Source organism: Xanthomonas bromi, assembly GCF_900092025.1.
In the GTDB taxonomy this organism is placed as follows: domain Bacteria; phylum Pseudomonadota; class Gammaproteobacteria; order Xanthomonadales; family Xanthomonadaceae; genus Xanthomonas; species Xanthomonas bromi.
In genome coordinates, this window is sequence record NZ_FLTX01000054.1 from 1 (window position 1) to 25,188 (window position 25,188).

Annotated in this window: 26 protein-coding genes, 1 tRNA gene and 4 pseudogenes; 11 read left to right on the plus strand and 20 right to left on the minus strand. The window is 61.4% G+C overall.

The genetic code is table 11. The annotated features are described in order from the left end of the window. Nucleotides 1-55 precede the first annotated feature (55 nt). From XBLMG947_RS16440 to XBLMG947_RS16490, 11 genes and pseudogenes are all read right to left on the minus strand, one after another. A pseudogene (locus tag XBLMG947_RS16440) lies at nucleotides 56-541 on the minus strand (ankyrin repeat domain-containing protein); the annotation flags it as partial. Nucleotides 542-633: 92 nt separating this feature from the next. Next, a complete protein-coding gene (locus tag XBLMG947_RS16445; RefSeq protein WP_065469701.1) occupies nucleotides 634-867 on the minus strand; it encodes a hypothetical protein in 234 nt (77 codons plus the stop codon). A 171-nt stretch (nucleotides 868-1,038) separates the two neighbouring features. Further along, a complete protein-coding gene (locus tag XBLMG947_RS16450; RefSeq protein WP_065469702.1) occupies nucleotides 1,039-1,689 on the minus strand; it encodes a hypothetical protein in 651 nt (216 codons plus the stop codon). A 103-nt stretch (nucleotides 1,690-1,792) separates the two neighbouring features. Further along, nucleotides 1,793-2,428 carry a DUF6988 family protein gene (locus tag XBLMG947_RS16455; RefSeq protein WP_065469703.1) on the minus strand — a complete coding sequence of 212 codons (636 nt, stop codon included), beginning with the start codon at nucleotides 2,426-2,428 and terminating at the stop codon, nucleotides 1,793-1,795. 155 nt (nucleotides 2,429-2,583) lie between these two features. Continuing rightward, nucleotides 2,584-3,318 carry an Imm52 family immunity protein gene (locus XBLMG947_RS16460; protein WP_065469704.1) on the minus strand — a complete coding sequence of 245 codons (735 nt, stop codon included), beginning with the start codon at nucleotides 3,316-3,318 and terminating at the stop codon, nucleotides 2,584-2,586. Further along, on the minus strand, nucleotides 3,315-4,013 hold the full coding sequence (locus XBLMG947_RS16465; protein ID WP_065469705.1) for a Tox-REase-5 domain-containing protein: 699 nt from the start codon (nucleotides 4,011-4,013) through the stop codon (nucleotides 3,315-3,317). Before XBLMG947_RS16465 ends, XBLMG947_RS16460 begins: the two co-directional genes overlap by 4 nt. After that, nucleotides 4,013-4,258, minus strand: coding sequence for a hypothetical protein (locus XBLMG947_RS16470; protein WP_245228219.1), 246 nt, complete (start codon nucleotides 4,256-4,258; stop codon nucleotides 4,013-4,015). Before XBLMG947_RS16470 ends, XBLMG947_RS16465 begins: the two co-directional genes overlap by 1 nt. Nucleotides 4,259-4,353: 95 nt before the next feature. After that, complete coding sequence (locus tag XBLMG947_RS16475) at nucleotides 4,354-4,812, minus strand: DUF4123 domain-containing protein (RefSeq protein ID WP_065469706.1); 459 nt, start codon at nucleotides 4,810-4,812, stop codon at nucleotides 4,354-4,356. A gap of 1 nt (nucleotide 4,813) precedes the next feature. Further along, nucleotides 4,814-5,224, minus strand: coding sequence for a PAAR domain-containing protein (locus XBLMG947_RS16480; RefSeq protein WP_065469707.1), 411 nt, complete (start codon nucleotides 5,222-5,224; stop codon nucleotides 4,814-4,816). Between the two features lie 468 nt (nucleotides 5,225-5,692). Continuing rightward, nucleotides 5,693-6,748 carry a hypothetical protein gene (locus XBLMG947_RS22780; RefSeq protein ID WP_139074416.1) on the minus strand — a complete coding sequence of 352 codons (1,056 nt, stop codon included), beginning with the start codon at nucleotides 6,746-6,748 and terminating at the stop codon, nucleotides 5,693-5,695. Nucleotides 6,749-6,888: 140 nt separating this feature from the next. Then, nucleotides 6,889-7,281 carry an H-NS histone family protein gene (locus tag XBLMG947_RS16490; protein WP_065469709.1) on the minus strand — a complete coding sequence of 131 codons (393 nt, stop codon included), beginning with the start codon at nucleotides 7,279-7,281 and terminating at the stop codon, nucleotides 6,889-6,891. A gap of 96 nt (nucleotides 7,282-7,377) precedes the next feature. On the opposite strand from XBLMG947_RS16490, the gene XBLMG947_RS22785 reads away from it, so the two are divergent. Beyond that, nucleotides 7,378-7,566 carry a hypothetical protein gene (locus tag XBLMG947_RS22785; RefSeq protein ID WP_139074417.1) on the plus strand — a complete coding sequence of 63 codons (189 nt, stop codon included), beginning with the start codon at nucleotides 7,378-7,380 and terminating at the stop codon, nucleotides 7,564-7,566. 24 nt (nucleotides 7,567-7,590) lie between these two features. Here the strand turns inward: XBLMG947_RS22785 and XBLMG947_RS22790 are convergent, their stop codons facing one another. The 4 genes and pseudogenes from XBLMG947_RS22790 to XBLMG947_RS16505 form a co-directional block, all read right to left on the minus strand. Further along, a complete protein-coding gene (locus XBLMG947_RS22790; protein WP_139074418.1) occupies nucleotides 7,591-8,115 on the minus strand; it encodes a hypothetical protein in 525 nt (174 codons plus the stop codon). A gap of 30 nt (nucleotides 8,116-8,145) precedes the next feature. After that, nucleotides 8,146-9,681: pseudogene (locus tag XBLMG947_RS16495) on the minus strand (site-specific integrase). Between the two features lie 48 nt (nucleotides 9,682-9,729). Then, nucleotides 9,730-9,803: transfer RNA gene (locus tag XBLMG947_RS16500), tRNA-Gly, on the minus strand. Between the two features lie 116 nt (nucleotides 9,804-9,919). After that, the gene (locus XBLMG947_RS16505; RefSeq protein WP_065469710.1) at nucleotides 9,920-11,710 is read right to left on the minus strand and encodes an autotransporter domain-containing esterase; all 1,791 of its coding nucleotides are present in this window, start codon (nucleotides 11,708-11,710) and stop codon (nucleotides 9,920-9,922) included. 187 nt (nucleotides 11,711-11,897) lie between these two features. Here XBLMG947_RS16505 and thiS point away from each other — a divergent pair, with 187 nt between their 5' ends. The 4 genes from thiS (at nucleotide 11,898) to XBLMG947_RS16525 (ending at nucleotide 15,940) form a co-directional block, all read left to right on the plus strand. Continuing rightward, the gene (gene thiS, locus XBLMG947_RS16510; protein WP_065469711.1) at nucleotides 11,898-12,098 is read left to right on the plus strand and encodes a sulfur carrier protein ThiS; all 201 of its coding nucleotides are present in this window, start codon (nucleotides 11,898-11,900) and stop codon (nucleotides 12,096-12,098) included. A 49-nt stretch (nucleotides 12,099-12,147) separates the two neighbouring features. Next, nucleotides 12,148-12,942, plus strand: a complete 795-nt coding sequence (locus XBLMG947_RS16515) for a thiazole synthase (RefSeq protein WP_065469712.1) — start codon at nucleotides 12,148-12,150, stop codon at nucleotides 12,940-12,942. A gap of 301 nt (nucleotides 12,943-13,243) precedes the next feature. Further along, nucleotides 13,244-14,002 (plus strand): tRNA (guanosine(46)-N7)-methyltransferase TrmB, encoded by a 759-nt coding sequence (gene trmB, locus XBLMG947_RS16520; protein WP_065469713.1) that lies wholly within the window; start codon nucleotides 13,244-13,246, stop codon nucleotides 14,000-14,002. Between the two features lie 75 nt (nucleotides 14,003-14,077). Further along, the gene (locus tag XBLMG947_RS16525) at nucleotides 14,078-15,940 is read left to right on the plus strand and encodes an SLC13 family permease (RefSeq protein ID WP_065469714.1); all 1,863 of its coding nucleotides are present in this window, start codon (nucleotides 14,078-14,080) and stop codon (nucleotides 15,938-15,940) included. 145 nt (nucleotides 15,941-16,085) lie between these two features. Here the strand turns inward: XBLMG947_RS16525 and XBLMG947_RS16530 are convergent, their stop codons facing one another. Further along, nucleotides 16,086-16,427: a Rieske (2Fe-2S) protein gene (locus XBLMG947_RS16530; protein ID WP_065469715.1), complete on the minus strand. Its 342-nt coding sequence runs from the start codon at nucleotides 16,425-16,427 to the stop codon at nucleotides 16,086-16,088. 260 nt (nucleotides 16,428-16,687) lie between these two features. On the opposite strand from XBLMG947_RS16530, the gene XBLMG947_RS16535 reads away from it, so the two are divergent. The 5 genes and pseudogenes from XBLMG947_RS16535 to XBLMG947_RS21810 all read left to right on the plus strand — a co-directional run. Beyond that, nucleotides 16,688-16,963, plus strand: a complete 276-nt coding sequence (locus XBLMG947_RS16535) for a hypothetical protein (protein WP_065469716.1) — start codon at nucleotides 16,688-16,690, stop codon at nucleotides 16,961-16,963. Nucleotides 16,964-17,353: 390 nt separating this feature from the next. Continuing rightward, a complete protein-coding gene (locus XBLMG947_RS16540) occupies nucleotides 17,354-18,067 on the plus strand; it encodes a fumarylacetoacetate hydrolase family protein (protein ID WP_065469717.1) in 714 nt (237 codons plus the stop codon). 58 nt (nucleotides 18,068-18,125) lie between these two features. After that, nucleotides 18,126-18,557, plus strand: coding sequence for a large-conductance mechanosensitive channel protein MscL (mscL, locus tag XBLMG947_RS16545; RefSeq protein WP_065469718.1), 432 nt, complete (start codon nucleotides 18,126-18,128; stop codon nucleotides 18,555-18,557). A gap of 242 nt (nucleotides 18,558-18,799) precedes the next feature. Next, entirely contained in the window at nucleotides 18,800-20,101 is a 1,302-nt protein-coding gene (locus XBLMG947_RS16550) for a M20/M25/M40 family metallo-hydrolase (RefSeq protein WP_245228223.1), read from the plus strand. Nucleotides 20,102-20,527: 426 nt separating this feature from the next. Further along, nucleotides 20,528-20,962: pseudogene (locus XBLMG947_RS21810) on the plus strand (glycoside hydrolase family 97 catalytic domain-containing protein); the annotation flags it as partial. Between the two features lie 107 nt (nucleotides 20,963-21,069). On the opposite strand, the gene XBLMG947_RS16560 reads toward XBLMG947_RS21810, so the two are convergent. The 4 genes and pseudogenes from XBLMG947_RS16560 to XBLMG947_RS24155 all read right to left on the minus strand — a co-directional run bounded on the left by XBLMG947_RS16560 (nucleotide 21,070) and on the right by XBLMG947_RS24155 (nucleotide 24,191). Beyond that, nucleotides 21,070-22,575, minus strand: a complete 1,506-nt coding sequence (locus XBLMG947_RS16560) for a carboxylesterase/lipase family protein (protein WP_065469719.1) — start codon at nucleotides 22,573-22,575, stop codon at nucleotides 21,070-21,072. Then, nucleotides 22,575-23,483, minus strand: coding sequence for a TrmH family RNA methyltransferase (locus tag XBLMG947_RS16565; RefSeq protein WP_065469744.1), 909 nt, complete (start codon nucleotides 23,481-23,483; stop codon nucleotides 22,575-22,577). The genes XBLMG947_RS16560 and XBLMG947_RS16565 overlap by 1 nt, the downstream gene beginning before the upstream one ends. A gap of 179 nt (nucleotides 23,484-23,662) precedes the next feature. Continuing rightward, a pseudogene (locus tag XBLMG947_RS16570) lies at nucleotides 23,663-24,014 on the minus strand (GNAT family N-acetyltransferase). 39 nt (nucleotides 24,015-24,053) lie between these two features. Next, entirely contained in the window at nucleotides 24,054-24,191 is a 138-nt protein-coding gene (locus XBLMG947_RS24155; protein WP_104536944.1) for an acetyltransferase, read from the minus strand. Between the two features lie 513 nt (nucleotides 24,192-24,704). On the opposite strand from XBLMG947_RS24155, the gene XBLMG947_RS23755 reads away from it, so the two are divergent. Then, nucleotides 24,705-25,181, plus strand: a complete 477-nt coding sequence (locus XBLMG947_RS23755) for a hypothetical protein (protein WP_245228220.1) — start codon at nucleotides 24,705-24,707, stop codon at nucleotides 25,179-25,181. The last annotated feature ends 7 nt before the right edge of the window (nucleotides 25,182-25,188 follow it).

Sequence of the window (25,188 nt, forward strand, 5' to 3'; positions counted from 1 at the left end):
CCTAAGAATTGGACTCCAAACTGCCGTGTTACTCAAAATCGGGGGGACGTCGCACTTCCAAGTGGCCTTCCCGACAAGCGGCGATCAGCGCCCGACTGTCCCTCGCCTTGGCGTCCGAGCATAGAAGCAACTGAAAGACGACATCAGCGTGGCCATGGCGCGCTGCGTCATACAGCGCCTGAGAATCGCCTTGGAGGGGATTGCCCCCTTTGAGCAGGCGTTTGACGCACTGCGTGTGCCCGTGCCTGGCAGCAAGCACCAATGCCTCGTCATCCTCTGCATCGCAAAATGCCATGAGCTGCTCGACCGCTCGCACGGAACCCGCCTTAGCAGCCACATCAAGCGGATAGACCTCAAATGACTTTGACAGCAGTGGAACCAACTGATCGACCAAGCTCTCCTTGCCGCTCGTGATTGCAACATCAATGGCGTAGCGTGCAGCAGCATCGATGTCACCTTGATCCAGGCAGAGCGATGTCACATACGTCTCGCTTCCCTGCTTCACTGCCTGTCTAATCTTTCTTTTAAGTGTCTGGTCCATTTTCTCTCTTCCCCTTCAACTTAACGCCATCACGCCTTTCGTCAAGATCGCAGCGTGACAGCGTCAGTCGATTAGAGAAGCCCAAATGGGACTTACAGATCATCGATGTCAGGAACATCATCCTCGTAGTCGCACGCAATGAGCGTTCCTGTTTCATCTTCGATGCGAAGGATCTCAGGTGCGCTCTGCCATTGGTCGAAATCAAAGTCGCTGTAAGAAATCGCGTTGATATCGCATTTGGAGAGTGCTTCCTCTGGCGAGCTCGCCTCAATCGTTGCCCAGTGGACGATTTGGGCATACGCATTAATCTCGATAGTGTATTTCATCTTGCTCTCCGTGCTTGGCGACTTGCCAAGCTTCGGAACGCAATCTATGCATCAGGCCCGGATAGCTAAAGGACGAGGTCGTCCCGGGTCGCTGAACAACCATTCATCCGTTGCCTACAATCCTGACGATAAGATGCGCCAGGCAGCCGTTACGTAGGGTGGGTGGTCACGCTACACGGGCTTTGTGTCCTCTTCCAGCTCCTGGCGATCCAGCAAGGCCATTTGGGCTGCATGGACCGTCAGCAGATGCGACCGGTAGGCATTTCGCCAAAGCCTCTTCTCGCCATTTGACTGCCAAGGTAGCGCTAAGGCTTGATCAATGGTCAGAGCCACCACCGTTGCCCCATCGCGGAAGGCTTCTTCAATCGCACTCATGTCGAGGTCCGTGATCCCCGCGTGCGAGACCACGCTCTTGATTTTTTCTGAGGACTCGCGAATCACAATGAAGGGAAAGCCCTTCCGCGTTCGGCCAAACTTGCCCGAGATCGGCTCTTGGATCTTTTCGCGTGCTTTGGTGACTTGGGCATACCACGTCAAAAGCTCGGCTTTGGTGATGGATCGTGGTGAGCTTTTGCTCCCTGCAAAGGGATTGCCGTGCTCTCGTTTGAGCTTGTCGAACTGTCGTCTCGGGATACCGAGGTAGAACTCGGCCATCGGCTGCGTGAAGCGCGTCGTGCTCGGTGAGCGATCAAGTCGCTGCTTTAGGCCATCGAAGTCCTGGCTGTCGATGATGGCCTCGCGCTCATCACGCTTCGTGATGACTTCAAGTGCTGCACGAAGAAATCCGTCGTAGAAGCTTTCCGCCTTCCCGATGTTCGTCATCCGCCCCCCTCACTTGTTCAGGCCTTAATGCGAGAACCTTACACCGCAAGCTTGCCACTCATCAGCATGACAGCCTGTGGGCGATGGCGCTTGCCTGAAAATCCTAACGTATTCGTGGAGAAAGCACATCGGAAAAGCCATCCGCCGTCTTGGCGACCCAGCGCACCGCGTCTTGGCTACCAGTTGTGATCGCGAGTTGCATGTGAGCCATCACCACCAACGCGTTGCTTTGTTTGACGACCAGCTCCACGAGCTCAAGCGGGAGGCCCGTTCGTAACCGATGAAGTGCATGTGCACCCGCGTGGACAAACGAGTTGAGTGCCGCCCAAGAGTATTTCTTGATCTCCAAAAACGCCCGCAATGGCTCGGCTGCCTGCTTCACTGTTTCCGGAGCTTGGAGCATCTTGGAGAGCATGGGCAAGCGAGCAGCTAATGATTCACTTGTCGGCGTCAATTCGTCTTGCAAGCAGGCCACCTCATCATCGCTTGCACAGTAAAAGACCCAGACGGCTCTCACCAGCGCTTCGAACTGCGCGCGGTGGATGATAACCGTCGATGGTCCCGCATCAACTGCAAGAAGACAGCGAATCGCAACGGCATGTTCAATCGAAAGCAAACAAAGTGCGCGACAGACTTGCAGCTTGGCCGTTTGATCAAACGGCGGAGCCGCTGTGATCGGCCCCAAGGCCTCTAACAGCGCGTCGGACCCATCAAAGAGCTTCTCAACCTGCTCAGACATCGTGCTTCCCCAAGCATTGTTTCGGGTAACTACCCTGCGATCAGACCTGCCGTAACAGCAAATTTGGCGAAACCGGCTCGATGAGCAGCATCAGCCCGACTCTCGTGCACGATCAGACGTGCCATGCCTCGTTTAAGAGAATTTTTTGATCTGCTTTACATCAAGTCCGGATCAATGACCGGAAGCAAGTCCAGATCGACCAGACTCATCTCTACTTGATTGGCCTGTTTGATGGCTTGGGGGTCAGATAAATCAAGCAGGGGCGTCGACAGGATCAGGGTTCCGCTCCTCAGCCGTTCAAGCCGTGCCGCATCCGGGACCTGTTGGGAATTAAGAACATGAGGCAGATAGCCCATCCAGCCAAGAAACTCACGGTGAGGGAATGGCGCTCGATCGACGCTGTAAAGGAGCAACTCATTGTTGACACGCTGCTTCACGTTTGTCTGAGCGAGCGTCACCCGAGAGTCCGAAACCAGTGCTTTCAGCAATGGCCAAGCAATGTCCACAGGCGACGCATACAACTTTTCCGCCCCGCTTATTCCGAAGCGGAGGTCTCCCGCACTTGGTTCGATGGACAGCGAAACTTTCCCTTTCTTGGCCCAATCTTTTTCGTTGCCAGCATTCGTCAACAAGATCCCGTTGCCCGCGCCCGGGGAGGCATCGGAGGACTCCTCGCCTATGTCATCATTCTCGCCTCGTAGGCGAGAGACAATGGCAGGCCTGTCAGAAAACGCCACAAAATGATCTTCCGGACTCAATGGATTGGCCCACCAGTCACGAAACTCCGGGCCCACTTCTGTTAGCCGCTTGACCCAACGAGCCGCCTCTTCATACGTTTCCTCAGCGGTCAGGCTTTGCGAAGGGAAACGACAGACCATCGTAAAATTCATGGGAAAGAACCAAGGATATAAGGAGTAAATCTTGCGGACGCAGCAGGGATTCCAACTTCAAGTCCTGCCAGATAAGCAGACTGGTCCATGAAGTGCCACTCAAGCTTTCCTTGCGGCTTCGTTGGAGCCACGATCGCCGCCTGCTTCATGAAGGACGATCGCCATTGACCGACAACGCCGCGCGCGAAAGGCTTGCCAAAGTCCCCGTTTTCGTCAAAGAAGTGCCCAAAGTTTCCTTTGGCCTCAACCACGGTGCAGCGGCTGCGCCAGAAGCCATCGAAAGCAATACCGCCAAACAACCACTCCAACGTCACATACTTGCCGCCACCCCCAAAGAAGTCCTTGATGGCGTTCAACTCGATGTTGACGATCGTGTCGGTGTTGTCGCCGCGCTCCACATAGCCAAACCGCTCAGGTCCGGCAAACATGTTCGCAATTTGGAGCTGGTAGTCATAGTTGATACGGTTGCCCTTGGTGATATAGCGCGGCGTGGGTGGCTGCCCCACACGGCCATTGGTCAGCTTGCACTGATTGCATTGGGTCGCGTCGGGCGTCTGCGAGCAATCGGCCTCTCGCGCCTTCACATCAGGCTTGGTCGCATCCTTGGCAGCGTTCGCCGCCGCAGCGGCTGCCATTGCCGCTGCTGCCCGCTCGGCCAGCTCTTTGAGCCCCCATCGAATCGGAATGGCGACCATCAGGGCGTCTCCTTGGGCCAACGATGCATGGAGCCCAGCGCCCCAAGAATGTCTGCGGCTTTGAGATTGGGATCGGCCGCATTTCGCATGGCGAGATCAATGTCGGGGTTGCGGTGGAGTTCTCCCCCGCTCCCAACATCGGCCTTTGTCCATCGGACCAAGATGGGCAAACGGGTGATCCCCAACTCATGGGAAGCGTAAAAGTAGCAGCGATCGGTCTCGGCCAAGAGTTCCTGGTCGCTCATACGGCTCACCAACTGGGGCATGTCGCGGCGGATGCCGGGGTGAGAACTCAAACGGGTCAGGCAAGCGCAGCAGCGCTTCCTGTCGGGCATCCAGCTCAAGCATCCGAGGTCTCCAACTGCGACCGATCCAGCTCCCACATCTGGCCCTGCAATCGCACAGACCAGCGCGTGACTGGGCCGAAAAACGCTTTGCGCTGGGCGGGGGTCAGCAATTGCCAGACCCGATAGAGCGCCCGGCCATCCCAAAACCGAAACATGGCCAGACTTCCGTCGGCCAAGCGCAGATCCAGACAACCTTCCAAATGATCAAACAGAGCTTCGAAGCCCACATCGGCTCCAAGCCTCGCCACCGCGCCCGGACGGCGGTCCATGACATGGAGCAGATGCCGAAGCCCGGCATGGCCGTCCAAAACAACCAGCCAAGGTCCAGCGTCGGCCAACGATGATTCGGGCTGGCGCTCGAAGAGGGAGCGAGCCAGGCCGGCCTCCATGTAGGGCTGCAAAGCGGGGGCCGCATCGGGACTCGCAGCGGCATCGATCAGCGCGTAGTCCATGTCAGCGCCTCATGACCGGAGCGCCCGACTGGCTGCCGGCCAGCAAGCACTCTTTACACACGGGCGGTTTCTGGGCGATCGCTTCAAGAAGCGCAGCCCCCGGAAGGGTTTCGGCCGCGGCGCTGGCTGCAGCTGCCCCTGGGCCCTCATCGAGAAATACGCGGGATTGCTTGCTGGAAAGCACCTGGCAGCCGCACGCCAAGTAATCGCCGTGAAGCGCGACGGCTTGGCCGTCCATCATGATCGTTAGGTTGCCGCCCACAATGGCGAAGCTGCCATTGTGCTTTCGGCACAAGGCGCGGTCGCCCACACGTGCGAGCGGCTTTCCGTCGATGTCCGTGAATGGAGATCCGGAAATCACATGCCCGCCACCGCTGGTCGGATCCCCTGCAACAATGAAGTTCCTTGGCATGCCAACAATGCTCCTGGCCGACGCGCTCCCTGCTCGCTGCGAGCGCCAGTCGCTTGGCAAGTTCCCGGAGCGTCTGCCCGATACTACGCAATTGGCCTCCTGATGAACAATGGATGCCAGGCTTCGGCCGGTTATTGTGTGACGCCTTACTGGAACCACATCCCCTCAGCAGCCCCTGTCTACTGTGACCAGAGCGCATCAATGAGGCGAAAGCGGTCATTGCGCATCGTTTTCTTTGCGCTTGATGCTGGGTTTGATCCGTCGCCGTTTGAGACGAGCGAGGCTGCGCAGGATATCGTATGCCTTTTCGGCATACAGTTTACCCAACCAACGGCGCGGATGGCCCTGCTTGCTTCAATCACTCGGCTGCATTTGCACCATGCCTTTGAGGCATGGGAGAGCAATGGATTTTGCCATTACCGCGCACATGGTCAAAATGCGCTTTCTTGGTTTTCCCTGAGGGGATTTCTACGGAGTCGCGTCGTTATAAATAGACCACTTCGAAGACATAAGCTCTTCAAGCGACGAGTCCAGATGGCGATCAATCAAAACTCCTCGATCGGTAAAATTTATTGTCGCCAAAATACTTGGACTAGCAGGGGCAACCTCACTTCCGTAAGTGAAATAGCTTCCAGGCGCTACAAAATCAAGGCCCAACCTGATCTCGGTAACATTATTCTTTCTCGCCATGTTGACTAGGCGAGACTTTTCCGCCTCAAGGTTCCCGGCTTGTTTAGGCTCAAAATACGCAATGAGAGCCTTTTCCATGAGAATCCCTTCATCGGCAGCACCCAATATTCCCGCAGCATAATTTGTTCCAGCAAACAGTAGGCCATACTTGTTTGGTGCAGATATGATATTAGCTTTCAAGGAATGGAAATAGACAAAAAGATCACTACCATCCGAAGAGCGCGCTTCTCGACTGCGAATGTAACCATCATGCCCGCCGTTTGCGCTAGGACTTGTGGCGGGAAGGACTCGCAAATCTGGGTAAAACGTTGTGCCGACATATTCAACTCGCGACACATGACCCAGGTCGACACCCTGCATTTCTAAAATAGAGTGCAAATCCATACTCACTTTCTTTTTCCCGCCAAGGCCAAGATCATAAACATCGAAAGTTATAAACTTGTCGGTAACTCTGAAAGGAACTTTCAACGGAGCATCATCAAGCCCCCTTATAGGGCAAGGGAAGTGGATCTGCTCAAGCTTTCTGGAGCCCCCAATCTCAAGCCAGAGATACATCCTATCCCGCCATTTCGAATATCTTGAATTTTTAACTGTAGAGATACGAACGCGATCGCGAGAGCAGATAAAGTAAACGAATCTGAGTGAATTATTCTCTGCAACAACGCCTTTCAATTCTTTAAGCTGCTTCTGCGCATGCTTGCGTGCATTCATTCCCTCCGGACCCTCATCTAGGCAGTCCAACCAGATCAACTTGCTTTCAATGGCCTCCACCATCCAAGTCTGGTTCGCCCCCTCGATCACGGGCTTCAAAACGGAATTGAAGCTTCCACGCATGGTATCTCTCCGATTGTCGTTCGACGAGACAAGCTTGTAGCGATTAGGTCTCAAAACTTGAGATTGAACCACCACGGAATTCAGGGAGGCTCGAAAACCCTCACCAGACAACGGCCCTGACATATAGGACCTTCTCAAGTTCACCCTGGATACTTGGGGAACTTTTCGTTGGGGTGCTTCGCCTTCCATTCCTTATAAGAGGCGCTACCTTCCCAGATGGTGAAGGCCTTGGGCGGACGACCACGCCCTGACCATGTCTCCTGGTTGTGGGGCAACCAATACTTCGGCGCCACCTCTTTTGCAGGGGGAGCCTTGCTCGGCTTGGCCACAACAGCACCGATCAGAGCCGCAATCTCCGACTTCTGTTTTGCAGTGAAATGACCGGTGTATTGATCAAGCAGCCTAATGACCTCCGAGCAGGCTTCGGACGACTGCTGCTGGCGCAGCTGAATTTCCTGTTCTTCCAATTTACGGATTTCCCCCACCAACTTTTCTTTGGCGGCGGCAAGAGCACTCAAAGACGCAATTTTCATTCAGATTATCAAATTAGTTTATCAACAGAACTGCCGACTTGACATGCCCCATTATTCGATTACAAAAAGCAAGCCACCCCAATCGATAAAACCCACATGAAAGTTGAACAATTTTGGAATAAAGCCTTCCTCGCAGCACTCACCCGCCTACCTGCCGACGAAGCGAAGGCAAAAGCCGACAAAGCGACTGAACTTTGCATCAACCACTGGCGCTCTCACGCCACGCACTGGGAACCGAAATACTTAGTAGCCTGGAAAGATCAGGAAATAAACAAAATTATTTGAAATGATCACGACGCACCAAAAATATCAAATCGAATGATCCGATCCTAAATTAGCTCGATAGCTAGCGCCTGCTTCCCTTTGAGCCTTCAGGACTAGAAGCGATGACCTAGCTTGATCAGGCTGGGAGAAAATTTCCATAATACTCAATCTTCCCATGCCGAGTTGGGCTAACATGTAGCGCGACGCGGGCTGACTTTCTGATCTCTTCGCGTGCCCGACCCCGCCCTCCCAAATTATTAGCTCCATCACCGCCACACCAATATCTGGCTCAAAAGCGATTACAGAATTTGATTCGTACGTTACGCCGACGTTGACGATTGAGTCTTGATGAGCACTTGCTTTTATTCCAAAAAATCCTTGATTCCCAGATGATGAAACCAAAAAATAATTTTTATCCAAGCTCTCCAAAGCCTCTTCGTAGCTTTCGAAATAATCACCAACCTGTTTCGGAGAGACTCCGCCAGTTGATACGATGAACTGGATATTCTCTTTTATCTTTTCCCCAGCCACATATGGAACGACGATTTCGCAAATTACCACTTCGACCATATCTGCCACTCCATAAATTCGTTTACGCAACTATTCGAGCCATACATAAAGAGCTTCTTCGTATTCAGGAATAATGACCGGCGGCCTAAATCGCGCCAAGGTCGCCACACGATCCGGAAGCGTTCGTCGATCAATGTAGAACTTTTCAAACACCCCCTGCCCTCGCGCGTGACCTGTGATTGCAGCAATGGCTGAGGCCGATACACCCGCCTCATCCAGACGCGAAGCGATCGTATGGCGAAAGCCATGAAAGCCTTGCCCCTTCGCCGTGATCCCTTGGCGTTTAATGTAGACTGAAAACTGTCGGCTCAACTGTCGACCAAAGCCCAGTCCGGTGCTATTGGGTAGATGCGGGAAGATTTGCGTGTGCCCCGTTTGGCGCACTTCATCGATGTAGACCAGAAAACCGGCATCGATCACCGGCTTGGCCAACGGCACAAAACGGCGGCTGTTTTTGTTCTTGACGCTCTGTCCCTTCCCACCCTGTCGCACGAAGAAGCCCGGCACACCATCGATCGTGTCGATGTCCTCCACCCGAAGCTGCGCGATCTCGTTCACGCGCGCCCCTGAGTAAAGCCCAAGCATCGGACCGAACCATCTGTGCGGATACTTCTTGGCCCATGCAGGAAAAGCCACCGGATCGAAGATGGCCTTCAACTGGTCGTCGGTGAAGGGCTCGCCCGTGTCGTCTGCGTCAGGCGTCGAAATCGCACGGATACCGGCCAACGGATTGCTCGCCAAAAGCCCCGCCGACACGAGCGACACCAAAAACACCGACAAGCGCTGCCGATGCTTGGCAACCGTCCAAGCGGCAGGCTCGGGAACTTGATGGGCTTGGGCAAGCGCCACAACATCCATGACTGCGAGGCCCTTATATGGCTCGCGCTTGGTCGCATTCGACGGCCACCACCGCACGACATCGAAAAATGCCCGCACATGGTCTGCCGTCAACGCGGACACTGCCAGGTCTTGCCCCAACCGCACCGGCAAACAAACGCAATGAGTGGCGGCTTTCAAGCACTGTCTTGCTGTGGAGCTTCGCGCGATCCAAGTCCCCCAAGTGATCAGCAATCGCTTTGGACAGCAGCGGGCCAGACGCCTTGGCCTTCCCGGTGCGCCAACCGCTTGGCTTGGCAGGTGCGGCAAGCTCGGTGGCAGGCTCACGCAGCAACTCAGCAAACAGCGCTGCGTCCTCGGGCGTGTCGATCTGAGCCTTGCCCAGACGCGTGCCATTAGGCAGCGTCACATCGGTCAATGTGAGTTCGCGCAGTCCTTGCTCTCGGATGCGCCGCAGCACTTCGTCCAGATCCACCGGCTTCCCCTGCCTCAATGCTTGGAACGCGTTCGATAGTGCCATCCCCATGCAGGCAGACACCAGACGCGCAGTATCGCCGGGGCGAAGATGGAGAGGACGAACCAGAAAACGCGAGCCGACCTGCCCCCGCAAATCAACAGGAACCAAGAAGCGCACGTAGAGGCCTGACGGCCGATGCAGCAAGAGGGGCTTTGGCAAAACGATACCTCAAACGATACCTTGGAAGGTCGTTCGAGGCGGTCTTCAACCAAGCAAAATAACCAGCACAATCAAGAGCTTAGCGCTGAACTTCGCAAGACTGGAGCGGGCGATGGGAATCGAACCCACGTCAGTAGCTTGGGAAGCTACAGCTCTACCATTGAGCTACGCCCGCATGGCGCTGGCAGAGTTTATGCGGGTGCAGGTGTCTGGCGCAATGTGCGCTGACAGAACGAGGGCCGGTTACCCGGCCCTCGTGTCTTGCTGGCTACCTGTGGCTGACCGCGCGCCTCAGAAGCTGCCGCTGAAATTCACGAACAAGGTCGCGTCGCGGGCGCTGCGCTGGGCCGTGGTGGTGCTCAGGCCGACATTGCTCTGCAGGCCCCACAGGCCGGTCCGCGCACCCAACACCACGGTGGCGTAGTTGCGGTCGAAATTCTGGCCCGGAACGGTGTACATGCCCACTTCCGGCATCGACTGTAGCCAGGCGCTGGCTTCGCCGCCGTCCTTGAACTCGTGGTCGTAGGTCGCCTGCAGGTACGGCTTGACCATGGCACCGTCCAGACGCACCTGGAAGCCGACGCGGCCGACCAGCGAGTCGACGTCCTGGTTCGCGTAACCCAGCGCGGTGGAGCTGTCGTTGCTTTCGGTGTAGCCGTCGAGCTTGATCTTCTGCCAGGTCAGGCCGGCCACCGGGCCGTACTTGACGTTGCCCTCGCCCAGCGAATAGCCGGCGTTGACCGCGGCGGTGAGGTTGCTGCCGTCCGGCGAGCCGCTATGGACGCGCGTGGCTGGCCCAAGCTGCACTTCGCGGTCCACGTCGTAGCTCAGCCAGCTGTAGCTGACCTGGGCGTTGACCCACACCGGGCCGGTGTACCAGCCGAAGAAACCGCCCAGGGTGGTGTCGTCCTGCTTGAAGCTGCCGTTGCGGTTGCCGAAATCGGCGTCCATGCGGCCGAAACCGGCAAAGCCACCGAACACCAGGTCGCCCGCAGTCCAATCCACGCCGAACAGGCCGGCCGGGGCCATGCCGTCGTAGAGGTCGGCGTGGCCGTAGCGCTGCATGTCGCCGCGCACGCTCCCCCACCAGCGCAGGCCATCTGCGTCCGGCTTGCCGTCCAGATGCCAGGCCACCTGATCGGCGCGCGCGCGGCCGACGGCCTGTGCGGAATGCGTCAGCACCTGCTGCAGACGCGGCGCTTCCAGCAGCGAGATGGCGTATTCGCCCAGGATCTGGTGCACCGCCGTGGTCGGGTGGATGCCGTCGGCGAACACATAGGTGTTCTGCGCATTGGCGGCGACCAGGCTGGTCGGGTTACAGGCCGGCAGCGGCACGGCCGGGTTGCAGGCGGTGCTGGTGACATTGCTGAAACCGTAGGTGCCCGGGTTGGCGACGATTTCCTGCAGCATATGGAAGGTGTCGACCGGGATCACCCGCAGGCCGGCCGACTGCAGGCCGTTGAACAAGGCGGTGTTGTACGCGGTGGCCGCGCCGGTGCCCTGCGCCATTCCCACAGCGCCGCCAGCGCGGAAGCGCGGGGTGAGGCCCACATCCGGAATGGTCGGCACCATCACGTAACGCGCGCCGGCGTTTTGCAAGCTGGCCACGGCGCCGACCTGCGCAGTGACCGCGCTGCCGATGACGGCCTGCGCCTGCGCCTGCGCCTGCGCGAGGGACGCGGCGAGCAGGTCGTTGGCGCCACCCCACACGGTGTACAGCGCATTGGGGTTGGCGCGGCCGCCGTTGGCGGTGAGGTAGGTGTTGATCTGGCTGGTCACCGACGGCGCAGCGCCGAGTACGCTGACCGAACTGGCCTGGATGCGTGCGCCGCCAGCCGCGTAGTTGTCGCCGGTCTGACCATTGCCGTTGGGCGCGGCATTGGTGCCGAAATGGTCGCCGACATATTCGGCCCACACCCAACCCGGGTTGGTGGTGAACTTGCCGGTGACTGCGCGCGAGGCGGCCGGCAGCAGCGGGTTGTAATAACCGCTATCGGTGAGGCTGTCGCCGAAGAATACGGTCTGGTCGAAGGCCGCCTCAGCCATGGCCGGGGTGGCCGCGATAGCGATGGCCACGGCCATCAGGGAGCGGATCGGGCGAAATGTTGAAGCCATGGGTGTGCCTGTCTGAAGTGAGTGGGACCGGACCGGCCTGCATACGTACGCCGACGAATGGCAATGGTTTCATCCCCGCCGTCCGTGCTCACGCTGCAGTGCCGCATAACGCAAAAACGCGCGCCGGAGCGGCACGCGATGTAACAATGATGCCATGGACATCCAACTCAACGGCAGCCCGCGCACGCTTCCTGACCACCTGCCGCTGGCGGCCCTCCTCGAGCAGGAAGGGCTGGCGCAGCGACGTGTGGCAGTGGAGGTCAACGGCGAAATCGTGTCGCGCGGACGGCATGCCGAGCACGTACTGCACGAGGGCGATGTCGTGGAGATCGTGCATGCGCTGGGCGGCGGTTGATGCAGCGCGCAGGCAGGCGCATCCGCGCCCGATCGGTGATAATTGCCACATGACGAATCCCCCCCACTCTGATGCGCTGGTCATCGCCGGCAAACGTTACCGTTCGCGCCTGCTCACGGGCACCGGCAAGTTCAAGGATCTGGACGAAACCCGCCTGGCCACCGAAGCCGCCGCGGCCGAAATCGTGACTGTCGCCATTCGCCGGGTGAACATCGGCCAGGATCCTAACGCCCCCAGCTTGCTCGATGTGCTGCCGCAGGATCGCTACACCCTGCTGCCCAACACCGCCGGCTGCTACACCGCCGAAGACGCAGTGCGCACCTGCCGGCTGGCGCGCGAACTGCTGGATGGCCACAACCTCACCAAGCTGGAAGTGTTGGGCGACGAGAAGACGCTGTACCCGGACGTGGTGCAGACCCTCAAGGCTGCCGAGCAGCTGGTGGCCGATGGTTTCGAGGTGATGGTCTATACCTCCGACGATCCGATCCTGGCCAAGCGGCTCGAAGAGATCGGCTGCGTGGCGGTGATGCCGCTGGCCGCACCGATCGGCTCGGGGCTGGGCATCCAGAACAAGTACAACCTGCTGGAAATCATCGAGAACGCCAAGGTGCCGATCATTGTCGATGCCGGCGTGGGCACCGCCTCGGATGCGGCGATTGCGATGGAGCTGGGCTGCGATGGCGTGCTGATGAACACCGCAATTGCCGGCGCGCGCGATCCGATCCTGATGGCCAGTGCGATGCGCAAGGCGATCGAAGCCGGGCGCGAGGCGTTTCTGGCCGGGCGGATTCCACGCAAGCGCTATGCCTCGGCATCGAGCCCGGTGGATGGTGTGATTGGATGAGTAGGTGGTCTGCTGTCGCCGTGCGTTCGACCGGCTGCATTACGCAACCGTCAGGCAGTGGCCGCTCGACGATGGGCGTGATCGGATCCGGCGTCGCTTCGCCCGTACCCTCACCCCAACCCCCGCTCTGCGCCCCGGCCCGCGCCTGCGTCGCGGGCGCTCCTCGGCACGCGCGCCCAAGGCGCGCAAGCTCTGCCCCCTCGCCCCGATGGGAGAGGGGCTACTTTCAGCTCCTATGTGGGGCGCGATGTGGTTGTCGCACACGCGCGGAGCGTGTGTTTGCTGACGTGACCGACCTTCCATGACCGACCCGTTCACCAGCGACGGCGCCAAGATGCCGCCCAAGCCCTTCACCATCGAAGAGGGCCGGCGGCAGGTGCGCAGCTTTGTGCTGCGCCAGGGCCGCTTCACGCCGGCGCAGCAGCGTGCGTTCGATGAGTTGTGGCCGCGTTTCGGGCTGGATTACGTCGGTACGCCGCGCGATCTGGCTGCCACCTTCGGACGCGATGCGCACAAGGTGCTGGAGATCGGCTTCGGCAATGGTGCAGCGTTGCGCTTTGCCGCGCAGCAGGACCCCAGCCGCGATTACATCGGCATCGAGGTGCATGCGCCGGGTGTGGGCCGCTTGCTCAATGCGCTGGACGAAGACGGCAGCACGCATGTGCGCCTGTACCACCATGACGCGGTGGAAGTGCTGGAACACGAGATCGCCGACGGCGCGCTGGATGAAGTGCGCATCTACTTCCCCGATCCGTGGCACAAGAAGCGACATAACAAGCGTCGCCTGATCCAACCAGCGTTTGCGCAGTTGCTGGTGCGCAAGCTGCGCGATGGCGGCCGCCTGCATGCCGCGACCGACTGGGCCGACTACGCCGAACAGATGTGGGACGTGCTCGACGCCGCACCGGGTCTGGTCAACCGCGCCGGCCCGCGCGGCCACGTCGAACGCCCCGCCTGGCGCCCGCAGACCCATTTCGAAACCCGCGGCCAGAAGCTCGGGCACGGCGTATGGGATCTGGTTTATGACCGGGATTCGGGAATCGGGATTGGGGATTCGTAACAGCGCTTTCCCGCACACTCGACGCCGCAGCAGCTCAACCAAACCCCACTCCCGAATCACGAATCCCAGCCCCCAATGGATACCGCGCTGACGCTGACCACCGACATGAAGCTCGTCCTCGGGCTGGTCGGTTTCACGATGGCGATGTTTCTGTTCGAGCGCATTCGCGCCGACGTGGTGGCGTTGATCGTGCTGGTGGTGCTGGGCGTCACCGGGCTGGTGGCGCCGGAAGAACTGTTCGGCGGTTTTTCCGGTAATGCGGTGATGAGCATCATCGCCACCACCATTCTTGGCGCGGGGTTGGAGCGCACCGGTGCGTTGAACCGGTTGGCCAGTTGGCTGTTGCGGCGTTCGCATGGCAGCGAGCAGCGCCTGATGATGATGACGCTGGCCATCTCGGGCTTGAATTCGTCGTTCATGCAGAACCCATCGGTGATGGCGCTGTACCTGCCGGTCGCCTCGCGCCTGGCTGCACGTACCGGGCTTACCTTGCAGCGCATGTTGTTGCCGATCGCCGCCGCCATCGTGATGGGTGGTGCGCTCACCATGGTGGGCAACTCGCCGCTGATCCTGCTTAACGACTTGCTGGTGTCGGCCAACAACAACCTGCCCTCGGGCATGGCCAGCATCGAGCCGTTGACGATGTTCGCGCCGCTGCCGATCGGCGTGGCCTTGCTGATCGCCGCATTGCTGTATTTCCGCTTCTACGGCGACCGCAAGCTGATCGAAGAAGAAAACCTGATCAACGAAGGCGTCACGCCCTCGCGCACCGAAAGCTATTTCGCCAAGACCTACGGCATCGACGGCGATGTGTTCGAGCTCATCGTCAGCGCCGAAAGCCCGCTGGTCGGCATGACCCTGGGCGAAGCCGAAGCCATTCACGACGCGCCGCTGCTGCTGGCCCTGAAGACCGGCAACGACACCCGCCTTGCCCCGCCAGCGGACATGCGCATCTGGGTCGGCAGCGTGCTGGGGGCGATGGGCAAGCGCCAGGACGTGACAGACTTTGCGCAGAACCACTTCCTGCGCATGTCCTCGCGGCTACGCAACCTGGGCGACCTGTTCAACCCCAGCCTTGCCGGTATTTCCGAAGCGGTGGTCCCGCCCAACTCGCGGTTGATCGGCAAGAGCGCCGGCGAACTGCGGCTGCGCAAGCAGGCCGGCATCAGCCTGCTGGCGATCAACCGCGACAAGCAGGTCATCCGCGAAGACGTGCGCAGCGTGCCGTTGCGTGCCGGCGACATGCTGGTGTTCCACAGCATCTGGCAGGATCTGGCGCAGGCGGCGGAAAGCCGCGACTTCGTGCCGGTCACCGACTTTCCGAAAGGCGAGCAGCGTCCGCACAAGTTCAAGATCGCGATGGCGATCTTCGCCTTCACCATCCTGATCGCATTGACCTCGCGCCTGCCGGTGGCGCTGACACTGATGACCGGCGTGGCCTGCATGCTGGTCAGCGGCGTGCTGCGCATGGACGAGGCCTACGCCTCGATCAATTGGAAGACCATCTTCATGATGGCCGGGCTGATCCCGCTGGGCTGGGCGATGGACAGCAGCGGCACCGCGGCCTGGGTCGCCGGCCATACCATCGACCGCCTGCCCGAAGGCGTCCCGGTGTGGGCGCTGGAAATCAGCCTGGCGTTGTTGACCACTGCATTCTCGCTGGTGATCAGCCATGTCGGCGCGACCATCGTGATGGTGCCGATCGCGGTCAACCTGGCGCTGGCCGCCAACGGCAACCCGACCGCATTTGCGCTGATCGTGGCGTTGTCGGCCTCCAACAACCTGATGACCGCGTCCAACCCGGTGATCTCGATGGTGGCCGGCCCAGCCAACTATCAACCGCGCGAACTGTGGCGCGTGGGCGCACCGCTGTCGCTGATCTACATCGTGGTGATGGTGTCGATGATCAACCTGATGTTCTGGTGGGCGGCGCGCTAGGCGACTCCCGAACGACCGCGCTCACCGGCGCACGGTGCGGCATGGACCACGCCTACACGTCGGCCCGCTCACTCGCGCTACGTTCCCCCTGACGACGGCGCGCCAGGTTTCTAGCCGCTCGAAGTGGATCGTTGCGGGTTGGCACTCACGCAAGCAGGACCTGCCCGTCCTCGACCCGTACCGGCACCGCAAACAGCGATTGACCGCGGCACGGGCCGCTGACGCATTCGCCGCCGATCAGTTCGAACGCGGCACCGTGCGCAGCGCAGACCAACTGCCCTTCCTTGGTCTTCAGGAACTGCCCCGGCGCCCAGTCCAGCCGGCGACCGGCATGCGGGCAGATATTCAACCAGGCACGGACCTGCGCGCCCTCGCGATACAGCACCACCGACTCGGCGCCACCATCCAATAATGCTTCCACTTCCAAAAACCCGGCATCGGGAATCTGCGTCAGCGCGGCAAGCGAGGTGGGCGATGGCGAAGACATGCAGGCGACCGGAAACGATGAGCCTGGATTGTGGCATGCGAGCCTGGGCAGCACCGCGCGCCTGCGCGGCAACGGCACACGGATGCGCGCGGCTGCGGCATCTCAAACCAACCGGGCACAACGGCTGTGCCAACGCCTCTTGACGCGCATCGAGCGTGATCAGATCCGCAAAACGCAGCGCCACTTAACGAACTTTTCACTCAATGACATGAAACCGCAACGATACTGCGCGTTCGTTTCCTGCCCGGCAGCCCACCGCCATGCCTGCACGCATCTTTCAATCCGGCAACATCCACCACTTGCTTGCGCCGCGCAAACCGCGTCACCCGTTGGTGCGCGTTGCCGCCGGCCTGGCTGGTCTGGTGATCCTTGCGGTGCTGATCTTCTTCAGCGTGTTCGTTGGCGCGGCAATGATCCTGGGCGGCATTGCCTGGAAGTTGTTGAGCAAGTCCAACCGCCGCACGCCACAGCACACGCGCGTCGTCGACGCCGAGTATCACGTGGTGCGCAAGCGCGCGCTGCCGTTGTCGCACTGACAGCTGGGTGATTGCAGCGCTGCGCCGCCGTCCGGGCTGCGCAGTCTCCGGGTAGGCATCTATCCGTACCGATAACGATTCTTTTCGGCAAGCCGCACCTGGCCTGCAATCGGCTAGCGCGCTTTCATCACTCTCATGCGCGGAGCGATGTGGTGCGCTGATAGTCGGGCACCAAGCGTTGTTGCATTGATCAGTCGCTCGGTGCGGCTCGTTCGGTGCGCGGCTCGCCACTTCGTCCAGGTGCACGCGCCACCACTGAGCGCCGACGTTGCTCCCTGACGCTTCGCAAGCTCTGCCATTGCGTGTCATGGTCTGGGGGCAAGTGCAGCGGTTCCGTCCTACACAGGCAACCCGCTAGACTCACGCGCCTGTGTTCTTGAGGATGCGCGCATGACCCACGATGTGATTCCCGCCGCCGATGTTCCGCGCATTCCGGTGGTTGGCGGCGGTACGTTTCCGGTGCACCGCATCTACTGCGTGGGACGCAACTTTGCCGACCATGCACGCGAGATGGGCGCCTCCGCGCCGACCTCCAAGGCCGAGCGTGGCCAGCCGACCTTCTTCATGAAGCCGGCCGATGCCATCGTGGTCGGCCACGGCGACCATATCCCCTACCCGCCCGGCACCAAGGAACTGCACCACGAAGTGGAGCTGGTGGTGGCGTTGGGGAGCGATGCGCCGGCCGGCGAGATGCCGGTAGAACAGGCCGAGCGCCTGATCTACGGCTACGGCGTCGGCCTGGACCTGACCCGTCGCGACCTGCAGGCCGCCGCCAAGGCCAAGGGCCTGCCGTGGGATATCGCAAAGGGCTTCGATCACTCCGCACCGATCAGCGAGCTGGTGCATGCCGGCGAAGTCGGCGCGCTGGAGGCCTTGAATCTGTCGCTGGAGGTCAATGGGCAGGTGCGTCAGCAGTCGTTGCTGGATCAGATGATCTGGAACGTGCCGGAGATCCTGCACGAGTTGTCCAAACTCTATGCGCTACGCGCAGGCGATCTGATTTTCATGGGCACGCCGGCCGGCGTGGGCCCGCTGCTGCCGGGCGACCAGTTCAGTGCGCGCCTGGAAAACGTCGCCGAGCGCCACGGCATCATCGCCGGCTGACATCGGGCCGGCTACGATCGGGCCGCGGCAGTTGGTCCGCGACCAGTTGGAGTGCACTATGGGAATGGTCAGCGAGTTCAAACAATTCGCGATGCGCGGCAATGTCATCGACCTGGCGGTCGGCGTGGTCATCGGCGCGGCGTTCGGCAAGATCGTCACCGCTTTGGTCGAAAAGATCATCATGCCGCCGATCGGCTGGGCCATCGGCAACGTGGATTTTTCGCGCCTGGCGTGGGTGCTCAAGCCGGCCGGCGTCGATGCCACCGGCAAGGACATTCCGGCAGTTGCCATTGGCTACGGCGATTTCATCAACACCGTCGTGCAGTTCGTGATCATCGCCTTCGCGATCTTTCTGGTGGTCAAGCTGATCAACCGCCTCACCCAGCGCAAACCGGATGCGCCGAAAGGCCCAAGCGAAGAAGTGCTGCTGCTGCGCGAGATCCGCGACTCGCTCAAGAACGACTCGCTCAAGCCGCCGGGCGCGCTGTAAGCGAACACAACCCACTGGCGCATCTTGTGGCGAAACTTCGCGCAGAAGGATGACATTTCGCATGCAGACGGGCGGCTTCGCGCTGATAAGCTCGTGGTCCCCCCTTGTCGTTGGAGCCGCCCTGCATGCGTCGCCTTGCTGTTGCCATCTCGGCCCTACTCGCCTGCTCTTCCGCACTCGCCGCACAGACCAGCATCTCCGACAGCGCACTGCACACCGCGGCGCAATTACGCGAGTAAGCGCTGGCCGATAACACCGGCTTTGCGGTGGTCCAATCGTTGACCACCGAAGTAGGGCCGCGCATTGCCGGTGGCGACGCGGACCCGCGTGCGGTGGCCTGGGCCAAGGCGAAATTCGCTGCGCTGGGCTTCGACAAGGTGTGGACCGAGCCGGTGACGTTTCCGAAATGGGAACGTCGCAGCGAACGTGCTGCCGTGCTCGGGGCGCATGCGCAGCCGCTGACCATCACCGCACTGGGCGGCAGTCCGGGCGGTACCGTCGAAGGCGAAGTGGTGCGCTTCGAGACGCTGGCCGCGTTGCAGGCCGCGCCGGCTGGCTCGCTGGCCGGCAAGATCGCATTCGTCGATTACCAGATGGTCAAGGCGCGCGACGGCAAGGACTACGGCAATGGTGGCGCGGTGCGCAGCAAGGGGCCGTCGGAAGCGATTCGCAAGGGTGCGATCGGCTTTGTGATGCGCTCGGCCGGCACCGATTCGCATCGCGTCCCGCATACCGGTATCACCCGGTTCGATGAAGGCCTGACGCCGGTGCCCGCCGCCGCATTGTCGGTACCCGATGCCAATCAGCTGGCACGTCTTGCCGCGTTGGGCACCACGCGTATCCGGCTGGCGCTGGATTGCGGATGGGATGGCACGTCCACTTCGTACAACGTCATCGGCGAAATCACCGGGCGCAGCAAGCCCAAGGAAGTGGTGGTCATCGGCGGGCATCTGGATTCGTGGGATCTGGGCACCGGTGCGATCGACGATGGTGCCGGCGTGGCGATCACCATGGCCGCCGGCCACCTGATCGGCCAACTCAAGCAGGCACCCAAGCGCACCATCCGTGTGGTGGCGTTTGCCAACGAGGAGCAAGGTCTGTACGGCGGCAAGGCGTATGCCGCCGCGCACGGCACCGATGCCAAAGACATGGCGCTGCATCAGATCGGCGCGGAGAGCGATTTCGGCGCCGGGCGCATCTACGCGTTCAACACCGGCGCGGCTGCGCCGGAGGACTCGCGGGCAGCAACCAAGCAGATCGCCGACGTGCTTGCGCCACTGGGCATCGCGTATGAGCCGAGCAAGGGCGGCCCCGGCCCGGATGTCGGGCCGATTTCCGCCAAGGGTGGCGCCTGGGGATGGCTGGCGCAGGATGGCACCGACTACTTCGACCTGCACCACACCGCCGACGACACGCTGGACAAGATCGACCCGAAGGCGCTCGCGCAGAACGTGGCCGCCTACACCGTGTTCGCGTATCTCGCAGCCGAAGCCGATGGCGATTTCGGCAGCCGCGCGAAGAGCGTGCAACCGCCGAACGAATGAGCGGCAGTGACGCGCTGGCGCGTGCTTGGGGCGCTAGGCGGAGACAGCGACTTGCTGATCTTCAAGCGCCGAGCGCAGGCATCCCAGCAGTCCTGGCGCTGCTGATTGCCTAGATCGGCGCGTTCGTCTGGGGAACGCGCCGTTGCTTTGAAGCGGCTGCCATTGGCCACGCGTCATGCCAGGGGGCGCATCACTTGCTCGGCAACGGCGCTTACGCGTTGTACGCGCCGATGACGCACGACCGCGCTGGCGCTGCATGACGTCATCGATCGGTTGCTTTTGGTCGTGGCCTTAAACGTCGGACCCGTAGCGCGCCTACTCCGCTTCTACCCCAGGATGGGCACAAAGCGGCAACGCAATGCGAACACTGCGGCGACGTTGTTGGATGCAGCCAAGGGTGCACACAGCGATCGCGTGCTGTGTCGCAAACTGTCGCCGCGTCTGGACGACCCACACGGGCGGTCAACATCGACGCCAAGGGCCGCGATTTTGCGACGCCATAGCGGGCGATCATGCTCAGCGATAACCCGGCGAGCCTGATCGAATCCACGCTGATGTGCGCACTCAATCCGCCACCCGCCTTCGATGCCAGTTGGGTCGGTTCGGGAAAACCGGCAGGGGAGTGGTGGTCGGGCGGTCTGGCCAGCGGTATAGCGAACCCGGGCATGAGTACCGCCACCATCCAGCGCTATATCGACCATGTGCAGCAGTTGAAACTGCACTACCTGCTGATCGACGACGGCGGGGATTACGGCAGCACCGGCGATGCTCAGGACAACCTCGACGCAGATATTCGCCGATCTGTCGAGCGACTCGATCTCCCTGGCCTGGTGAACGACGCACGCCAGCGTGACGTGGCCTTCTGCCCGTTTGCGCAACCGCTTTCCCCTTACGCGCGGAGTGCATGCGCCTGGAGATGGCATCAAACGTGCGCACCGCAGCAGCGCAGGTTCTGCAACAGCATGGTGTTACGGCAAATCCACTCCTGCGCAGACCGCCGGACGCGCGTCCTTGATGGGTTGCACGCCACGTGCATCGAACTGCAGTCCTGCATGCGTCGGCGCAAACGCCGGCCAGGACGGCAGGCCCTTGGCATTCGGATTGCCATGCTTCACGAACGTGGCCCAATAGCGCTGCAGAGACACCGGTGGCTGGCCGATCGGTAGGTTCTTGAACAGGAACGGCAGCTCGGCGCTATGCGTCACCTGCCCGCCGGGCACGGCGGTATCGAACACGTAATGCCACACCGGCACACCTAGCGCAGCCTGGCGTTGCGCCACCGTCACCGCCGGGCAGCGGAAGGTGAGATCGGTAGACAACTGCATGGATGCATTGCCTTGTCGTGCGGCGCGCTGCGCGATGCCGGCGCGCTGCGTTTGCAGGATGGCGTCGGCGTGTTCGGGATAGTCGCGGCGCGCCCGCTTCTCGGCTCCTTCCTCGCCGCCATAGCGCAGTTCCTGCACCACATAACCAATCAATAGCGGCACCTTGGCCTGCGCGCCGGCAGCCAGCATCTGCGCCGGCGCGCGCGGCAGTACGCGTCCATCGACCACCGCCTGCAGCCAGACGTAGCCGTCGTCATCCAGCGCCGGCACATCCACGCCCTGCCCGGCCTTGAGCAACTGCTCGACCGGCAACGCACGCAATTGCGCCAGGCGCGTGGCGGGATCGTCGATGCCTGCGCGCTTGGCGATGCTGACGCCCAGTGCGCGGTTGTCCTCCAGACTGCGCGCCGGCAACCCGAACCCGGCAGTGCCGCTCTGTTCGATCGCTGCCGAAAACAGGCCGCGTGCGAGCGGGCTGAGCATCAGCAGACCCACATCCTGGCCGCCAGCCGATTGCCCGGCGATGGTCACCCGCGCGGGGTCGCCACCGAACTGCGCGATGTTGTCGCGCACCCACTGCAACGCAGCGATCTGGTCGAGCAAGGCGTAATTGCCGGCGGCCGCGTTGTCGCCATCAGCCAGCTCCGGCAACGACAGGAATCCCAACGCGCCCAGCCGGTATTGCAGCGTCACCACCAGCATGTCCTGCGCCACCAGAGTGGTGGGAAGATGCCCATCGGCGCCGCCAGCCACATTCGCACCACCGTGGATCCACACGAAGACCGGCAGCGGCTTGGCCGGATGCAGCTGCGGTGTCTGCACTTCGACATAGAGGCAATCTTCGGTGCCGCGCTTGGCCATGGCGTTGTTCCAGCCCAGCGCCGGCTGCGCGCACGGTGTGGCGGCCTGAGTGGCATCGCGCACCTGCGTCCATGCCGCAATCGGCTGCGGCGGGCGCCAGCGCAGCGCGCCCAACGGCGGCGCGGCAAAGGGAATTGCCCGGAACACCGCGCTACCGTCGTTCTGCCATTGGCCGCGCACCGCGCCATGATCGGTCCGCACCTCGGGAGGTGCAGCAGGCGTGGCAGCGGACGCGCTGGCGCTGAACACACAACTGCTCGCAAGCAGCAACGCAGAAAGACACGGCATCAGTGTGCTCCAGTGAGGACGCGCGCGTGCCAGGCGGCCTGGAAGACGGCAGTGGCCGAGGCAACGTTGAGACTTTCCACCTTGCCGCTGCCACGGATCGACAACTGCAGATCGCAGTCGCGCGCAAAGTCGCGGTCCATCCCTTCGCTCTCTGCGCCCATGACGTACACCAGGCGCTGCGGCAACGCGGCGGCGAAGACATCCTGGCCGCCATCGACCAGCGTGGCCGCAATGGCGAAACCGGCCTGACGCAAGTGCGCCATGGCGGTTGCAGTGTCGGGCAGTTGCACCAAGGGCACCGCTTCGGCGCCACCTTCGGCCACGCGTGCCGCCGCGCCGGACAGGCCCAGCGTGGAGCCGGCCGGCAGCAACAGTCCGGCAACACCGAAGTGCGCCGACGAGCGCAGCATCGCGCCGAAGTTATGCGGGTTGCCCACCCCATCCAGCCATAGCGCCAGCAACGGGCCCTGCGGCAATGCGGCCAGCCACTCCTGCAAGGGTTGCGGGGTGACGCGCAGCACCTCTGCCACCACGCCTTCATGGTGCGCACTGGCCGCGAGCTTGCTCAGATCGGCCTCTTCCACCACGCGATAGCCGATGCGCTGGGTCACGCACCAGGCCAGCAGCGCCTTGAACTGCGGAATGCGCGCTTCGCTCAAATAGAGCTTGCGCAGCGCTTCAGGGCGCGCCTTGAAGACGGCCTGCACGGCGTTGATGCCGTACAAGCGCATTTCGTCGCGCGGGTTGCCGGCAGCCCTGCCCGCGGTAGGGGCCGCGGTGGACGGGGCTGGACCTGCCGATGACGGTGGATTGCGCGGCGTCGCCCGGTTCCAGGGATTGCCGGCGGCGACGGATCGCGGGGCGCTCTCGCGAGGGGGGCGCGCGCCGCGCCCATCGTGCTGCTTCATCACGTTGTCCAAGTTGTGCTGCGATGCGACGCAGGCGCTGCGACAAGCACGGCGCGCCGGACCGAGGGAGGATCCGGCAGCGCCATCGCAGGCGCCGCGGGACCACAGGAGCGACGATGGTAAGCCACCGGCCCACCCGCAGACAGGCAGCCGTCATCACCGGCCCACCATTGCCGTTCTCAGTCAGTCGCCAGACGTGCGAACACATGCAGGTCGTGCAGCCCATCGGGCTTGCGGATCGCCCACGCCGCCGGCCCTCTTCGACGAAGCCACTGTGCAACAGCACCGTGGCCGAGGCCGGGTTGTAATCCAGCACGTTGGCCTGCACGCGCGACAGCGCGCAGCGCTCAATTCCCAGGCCACCTACAGACCGACGATGCGGGTCATACAACCCAGATTCCACGACGCACGCCCCAGCCGGTCGCCTAGCTCGGCGCTATGGCAGCGTTCGCCCTTACCAAGACGGGCGCCGATGCCGCCGCAGGCCTGCCCATCGACGACGATGGCCAGCACCGGATCGCCCGGGTCGATCACCCGACCGGCGAGAAAGGCCTCGCAGTCGGCACGCGTCTACGGCTGCGGAAAGCGGTCGCTGAGCCTGCGCGGTACCGCTGGATCATCGGCGTGGTGCAGCAACGCTTCCAGATCGTCCGCACACCAGCGGCGCAACACGCACCACTCGCCTTGCAGGTGTATTACCAGATCCATATCGGCAACCACGATGGTGGAAAGGTCATGCCGCTCCCACCACAGCGAGCGCGCAATTCATTGCCTGATGCCGCGTTGGGCATCAGCGGGGACTGCTTCGCTGGACGCGTCAGCCGTCTTGCAGTGGCCCAACGCACGCGCAGGCTCCAACCACCTGTGTCGATCAGACGCCATGCAAACTATTGCGCACAGCCTCCCGAGACGCCCCTGCAAGCGCTCGTTCGTCTCGTTGCGAGAACGAAACCGGGGTAAATATTCGAATGCGATGCAGCTCATGCTTATGGAAAACATGCGTTTTTTCGGCAATCAATGCGACGAAAATCTACAAGCCGAACCGTTATAAGCCGTTCATCTTTGCCGTCCCTTTGAGCCGCCCAGCAGGGACCTCTCGACGACCAATCACCCATCGCGTCTAGACATCGCGACTGTGCAAACCCCTGCGTGCATTTGTTTGCATCAACCTGGCAGCACAGCTCGACTCCTGAACCTTTTTAACCTGCTTTGGAGAGACTCGTGCCTTCCGAATCACCGACCCAACGCTTCGCGTCGCGCCGTTATGCCGGCGCTGCACTATGGCTGTTTTCCACCGTGGTTGGCCTGGGTGCCATCAGCACCGCGTTTGCGCAGACCCAGGCGCCCGACGCACGACTCACGCGCGTGGCCAATCTTGCCAGCCAGCACAAGCCTGCTGGTGTCCCACAGGACTATGTGCAAACGCCGTTCGGATATTTCGCACCAGCCTGTGTTCGTCATGTTGGCGCTGGCCAACGCATTCTTGCCGACGGCGCGCTACAACACGCCGATGGTGTCCGGGAACAAACCGCAAGCTGCAGCCAGGATAATTTCACCGCCAACGGCATTCGGGTACGGCCCAATGGTCTTGGCCTGGACGGCAAGCAGGTGCGCCGCGGCGCGTCTAGCGCTGCCTTCAAACAGCCTCGCCCCGTCCCGGCAGCCGTCGACCACGCCTACATCAGCGCCTCCGCGTAGTACAGCG

Coding starts and splice junctions, on each gene's coding strand:
- XBLMG947_RS16445 (WP_065469701.1), bottom strand. CDS start 867: ATGAAATACACTATCGAGATTAATGCGTATGCCCAAATCGTCCACTGG.
- XBLMG947_RS16450 (WP_065469702.1), bottom strand. CDS start 1,689: ATGACGAACATCGGGAAGGCGGAAAGCTTCTACGACGGATTTCTTCGT.
- XBLMG947_RS16455 (WP_065469703.1), bottom strand. CDS start 2,428: ATGTCTGAGCAGGTTGAGAAGCTCTTTGATGGGTCCGACGCGCTGTTA.
- XBLMG947_RS16460 (WP_065469704.1), bottom strand. CDS start 3,318: ATGAATTTTACGATGGTCTGTCGTTTCCCTTCGCAAAGCCTGACCGCT.
- XBLMG947_RS16465 (WP_065469705.1), bottom strand. CDS start 4,013: ATGGTCGCCATTCCGATTCGATGGGGGCTCAAAGAGCTGGCCGAGCGG.
- XBLMG947_RS16470 (WP_245228219.1), bottom strand. CDS start 4,258: ATGAGCGACCAGGAACTCTTGGCCGAGACCGATCGCTGCTACTTTTAC.
- XBLMG947_RS16475 (WP_065469706.1), bottom strand. CDS start 4,812: ATGGACTACGCGCTGATCGATGCCGCTGCGAGTCCCGATGCGGCCCCC.
- XBLMG947_RS16480 (WP_065469707.1), bottom strand. CDS start 5,224: ATGCCAAGGAACTTCATTGTTGCAGGGGATCCGACCAGCGGTGGCGGG.
- XBLMG947_RS22780 (WP_139074416.1), bottom strand. CDS start 6,748: ATGCGTGGAAGCTTCAATTCCGTTTTGAAGCCCGTGATCGAGGGGGCG.
- XBLMG947_RS16490 (WP_065469709.1), bottom strand. CDS start 7,281: ATGAAAATTGCGTCTTTGAGTGCTCTTGCCGCCGCCAAAGAAAAGTTG.
- XBLMG947_RS22785 (WP_139074417.1), top strand. CDS start 7,378: ATGAAAGTTGAACAATTTTGGAATAAAGCCTTCCTCGCAGCACTCACC.
- XBLMG947_RS22790 (WP_139074418.1), bottom strand. CDS start 8,115: ATGGTCGAAGTGGTAATTTGCGAAATCGTCGTTCCATATGTGGCTGGG.
- XBLMG947_RS16505 (WP_065469710.1), bottom strand. CDS start 11,710: ATGGCCGTGGCCATCGCTATCGCGGCCACCCCGGCCATGGCTGAGGCG.
- thiS (WP_065469711.1), top strand. CDS start 11,898: ATGGACATCCAACTCAACGGCAGCCCGCGCACGCTTCCTGACCACCTG.
- XBLMG947_RS16515 (WP_065469712.1), top strand. CDS start 12,148: ATGACGAATCCCCCCCACTCTGATGCGCTGGTCATCGCCGGCAAACGT.
- trmB (WP_065469713.1), top strand. CDS start 13,244: ATGACCGACCCGTTCACCAGCGACGGCGCCAAGATGCCGCCCAAGCCC.
- XBLMG947_RS16525 (WP_065469714.1), top strand. CDS start 14,078: ATGGATACCGCGCTGACGCTGACCACCGACATGAAGCTCGTCCTCGGG.
- XBLMG947_RS16530 (WP_065469715.1), bottom strand. CDS start 16,427: ATGTCTTCGCCATCGCCCACCTCGCTTGCCGCGCTGACGCAGATTCCC.
- XBLMG947_RS16535 (WP_065469716.1), top strand. CDS start 16,688: ATGCCTGCACGCATCTTTCAATCCGGCAACATCCACCACTTGCTTGCG.
- XBLMG947_RS16540 (WP_065469717.1), top strand. CDS start 17,354: ATGACCCACGATGTGATTCCCGCCGCCGATGTTCCGCGCATTCCGGTG.
- mscL (WP_065469718.1), top strand. CDS start 18,126: ATGGGAATGGTCAGCGAGTTCAAACAATTCGCGATGCGCGGCAATGTC.
- XBLMG947_RS16560 (WP_065469719.1), bottom strand. CDS start 22,575: ATGCCGTGTCTTTCTGCGTTGCTGCTTGCGAGCAGTTGTGTGTTCAGC.
- XBLMG947_RS16565 (WP_065469744.1), bottom strand. CDS start 23,483: ATGAAGCAGCACGATGGGCGCGGCGCGCGCCCCCCTCGCGAGAGCGCC.
- XBLMG947_RS24155 (WP_104536944.1), bottom strand. CDS start 24,191: ATGGATCTGGTAATACACCTGCAAGGCGAGTGGTGCGTGTTGCGCCGC.